Raw genomic sequence first — 3649 nt, forward strand, 5'->3', positions numbered from 1 at the left:
CGCCCTCTCCCGGGAAGCCGTAGAGGTAGTTCCAGGCGACGGAAAGGCCGGTGCTGGAGGCGTCTCGCAGCATCCTGACGTTCTGGTGGCCGGTCACGCCCTTGTCCATCAGTTTCAGCACCCTGCCGCTGAGGCTCTCGATGCCCGGCTGCACGTTCACCAGTCCGGCCGCGGACAGCGTCTCCAGCTGCTCGCGGCGCATGTTCGACTTGATCTCGTACTGCATCCGCAGGTCGTATCCGGACTCGATGATCGAGGGCAGCAGCGATCCCAGGTAGCCCATGTCGAGGATGTTGTCGACCACGAACATGTCCAGCACCTGGTGCCGGCGAACCAGGTCCAGGATCTCGTCCCGGAACGAGGCCGGGCTCTTGCTGCGGAACTGCATGAAGGAGCCGTTGAGCCCGCAGAAGGTGCAGTGGTGCTTCTCCCCCCACCAGCAGCCGCGCGCGCCCTCCACGATCAGCTTCGGCTCGACCCATTCGCGGGCCGCCGAGCTGTCCAGCCGCTCGAAGTAGCCGTCGTAGTCCGGCGAGATGATCTCGGCGGGGGCGAGCGGCCGGGTGCTCATCGGATTCGCGACCGCCGCGCCGTCCTGGTCGCGCCAGCACAGGCCGGGCACGTCCGCGGGCGGGTCGCCGGCGCGCAGCCTGCGCAGCAGCTGTGGGAAGGCGGCCTCGCCCTCGCCGCGCACGACGAAGTCGATGAACTGGAAATTGCGGTGCAGCGCCTCGCCCTGCGCCCCGTCGCAGTTGGCGCCGCCCATCGCGATCAGGGTCCGCGGCGCCAGCCGCTTGATCGCGCGGGCCGCGGCGAGGGCGGGCATGTTCTGCTGGAAGGTCGAGGTGAAGCCGACCAGGTCGGGTTCGAGCCCGGCGATGCGCTCGGCGAAGTCCCTGATGAACTCGCCGGCGCAGCGGTGCAGCTCCAGCGAGGTGCGCCGGTGCGCCTCGGACATCGGCACCTGCTCGAGCAGCTCGGCCTCGCGCCAGTGCGGGTCGTCGTAGAGGGCCGAGGAGAACACCCAGTCGCCGGCTCCGCTGAAATAGGTCGAGAGCGAGTAGTAGTGGTAGTCCTCGACGGTGAAGTCGAGGCGCTTGGTGATCCAGTCCACGTAGTCGAGGTTGGCGTGGACGACCTCGATCTCGGTGTCCGGCACGGCGTCCCGGGCGGCCCGCCGCAGGATGCCCAGTGCGAGAGAGGGCACGTCGATCAGTGCCCAGGGCATGTTGACCAGGAGAATCCGCACGGTGCTCCTCGCTTCTCTTCCTGCGGGGTCGGCGGGACGGGGTGATCGGTTCAGTTCACTTGTGTGCAGTGCAGAGGGCGGCGGTGGCGGCGGGCCGGGACCGCACGGGGCGAGACCCGGCCCGCGGCTGGCTCAGGACGTCACCACTTCACCGTGACGGACACGCTGACCGAGACCGAACGAGCCTGGTCGCGGTTTCCACCGAGCGGGTCGTTGTGCACGACGCTCTTACGCATGTGAACACCTCCCTCCACCGGGTCGGATCGCTGCCCGGCCGTGTGCGGCCGGTGGACTGGGGCCGGGCGGCTCAGGCCGGCACCGGCTTTCCTCCCATGGCGAGCGCCAGGAAGCGGACGACCGCGCTGATGACCTGCACGTGCACGCCGATCCGGTAGCCCTCGTGGCCCGAGGCGGTCCATTCGAGCCGCGGCGGGCGGCCGTGGTTCCTGAGCACGGCGGCGTAACTGCGGATCTGTCCCGGCGGGCACTTCGGATCGTCGGTTCCGGAGAGGATGAGCACCGGGGCGCGTACCTCGGCGGCGTACGTTGCCGGGCTGCTGCGTGCGTATTCGTCGGGCTTCTGGCGTGGATTTCCGCCGAAGAGCCGCAGGTCGAGGGCGCGCACGGCGGCGGTGGCCTCGTGGAACGCCGCCGGGTAGTCCGCGATCGGATTGACGGCGGCCACGGCCTGCCACGACTCCGGCTGCACGCCGGCCGCCAGCAGCGCGAGGTAGCCGCCCCAGGACTGGCCGCACACGGCGGTGCGCTCGGGGTCGATGAGGCCTGATTCGATCAGGTGGGTGCGTACTGCGGCGACGTCGTTGAGCTGGGTCAGCCCCACGCCTTCCTCGAAGCGGTCCCGCCACGCCGCGCCGTAGCCGGTCGAGCCGCGGTAGTTGGGGCGCACCACGGCGCATCCGATCGCCGCGAACACGGAGACCAGCGGGTCGTAGGCGTCGCGCGCCGCGTCGTAGGGTCCGCCGTGCAGCAGGAAGACCGCGGGATGCGGCCCGGCGGTTTCGGGCAGCGTGAGCAGCGTGTGGACCGGGCCGGCGGGGGTGGACACCCACAGTTCGTCGCGGCGGCCGGGGTGCGGCGCGTCCGGTTCGGGTTCGGGCGGGCGCCGACCGGAGACGGTGCACAGGCGGGGCGGATGCCGGCTGTCGGTCCACACGTAGTGCAGGTCGCCGTCCGGCTGCGCGGCGGCGGCGAGGATGGCGCCCGCGGGGGTGTCCAGGCGCTCCACGCTGCGGGCGCGCAGGTCGAGCTCGTGCAGGGCGCTGCGGGCGTGCCGGTCCTGGCGGATCAGGATGCGGTTTCCGTCGGGGTACCAGCTCGGCGAGATCTCGGTGTCGAACCCGCACCAGTCGAGCACTGTCACGCCTTCCCCGGCGGTCCACAGCGCCAGGCGGTACTCCCCCGCGCGCAGCACCGTCAGCAGCAGGCGCTCGGGCGTATGCCCGGATCCTGCTTCGCTGGGCGCGAATCCCGCCGCCCACAACGGGTTCGCCGCGCCTGACAGGACCGTGCGCTTGCCTGTTCGCAGCGAGATGACCGTCACCGCGTCGGGTGCGTCCGGCTCCGCCGCCAGCGCGACCATCTGGGCGGAGCCGGAGATATCAACGAGCTGTGCGTGGTCCGTGGTCCGGGTGACCAAGTGCACTGATCCGTCCGGAGTGACCTGGTAGACGGCCGTGCCCCGCTCGCCGCCGACGCCTACCGCGGCGGTGCCGTCCAGGGCCATCGCCAGCCCGGCGGAGCGGCCGCGCGGCAGACCGGCCGGGCGTGCCGGTCCGCCGCCGAAGGGCAGCACCCGCCACTCGCCGACGCCGTCCACGTCGTCGTCGAACCACCAGACCTCGGTGCCGGCCGGGTTGATGGCGCAGGCCACCGTTCCCTGCTCGCGGTCGGTGAGCCGCCGCCGGGTGCCGCGGGCAACGTCCCAGGCGAAGACTTCGCAGCGGCCTTCCGCGTCTCCGATGTAGACCGCGCGGCCCGGGTCGAGCTCCGCAAAGGCCGGGGGCTCGGGGAAGAAGACTCGAACGCTGACTTCCATCGCGCTCACCCCTCGGCTCGAAGCTGCGGCTGTGACGGCAGATACGGCGGCTTGGCCTCCGTCGCGGCTGCTTGCGCCTCGGGTTGCGGCGGGGCCTCGCGGCGCAGGCGTCCGGCGTTGACTGTGGCGTAGACGGCGAGCAGCGCCAGGCAGGCGGCGTAGAGCAGTGCCTGAGGGGCCGGCCGCAGTGCGGCGACGAGCGCGCCGGCGGCGAGCGGCGCGAGCGCTCCGGTGCCTTCGCCGAGCAGCCCGAGCGCGGTGCCGACGCGGCCCTGCAGCACGTCGGGGGTCATCATGATCGCCTTGCTCTGGAAGACGATGCTCAGCGCGGGCGTCAGCAGCGA

2 protein-coding genes and 1 pseudogene are annotated in these 3649 nt (G+C 71.6%); all 3 read right to left on the reverse strand.

Annotated features, from left to right (window positions below):
- The coding region (locus tag VFB40_RS10045; protein WP_324849215.1) for a RiPP maturation radical SAM C-methyltransferase at positions 1-1249 on the reverse strand (1249 nt) is incomplete at its 3' end.
- A 307-nt stretch (positions 1250-1556) separates the two neighbouring features.
- A complete protein-coding gene (locus VFB40_RS10050; protein ID WP_324849218.1) occupies positions 1557-3305 on the reverse strand; it encodes a S9 family peptidase in 1749 nt (582 codons plus the stop codon).
- Between the two features lie 5 nt (positions 3306-3310).
- Positions 3311-3649, reverse strand: a pseudogene (locus VFB40_RS10055) (hypothetical protein); the annotation flags it as partial.

Origin of the sequence: Actinocrinis sp. (assembly GCF_035650855.1) — a bacterium.
Classification (GTDB): domain Bacteria; phylum Actinomycetota; class Actinomycetes; order Streptomycetales; family Catenulisporaceae; genus Actinocrinis.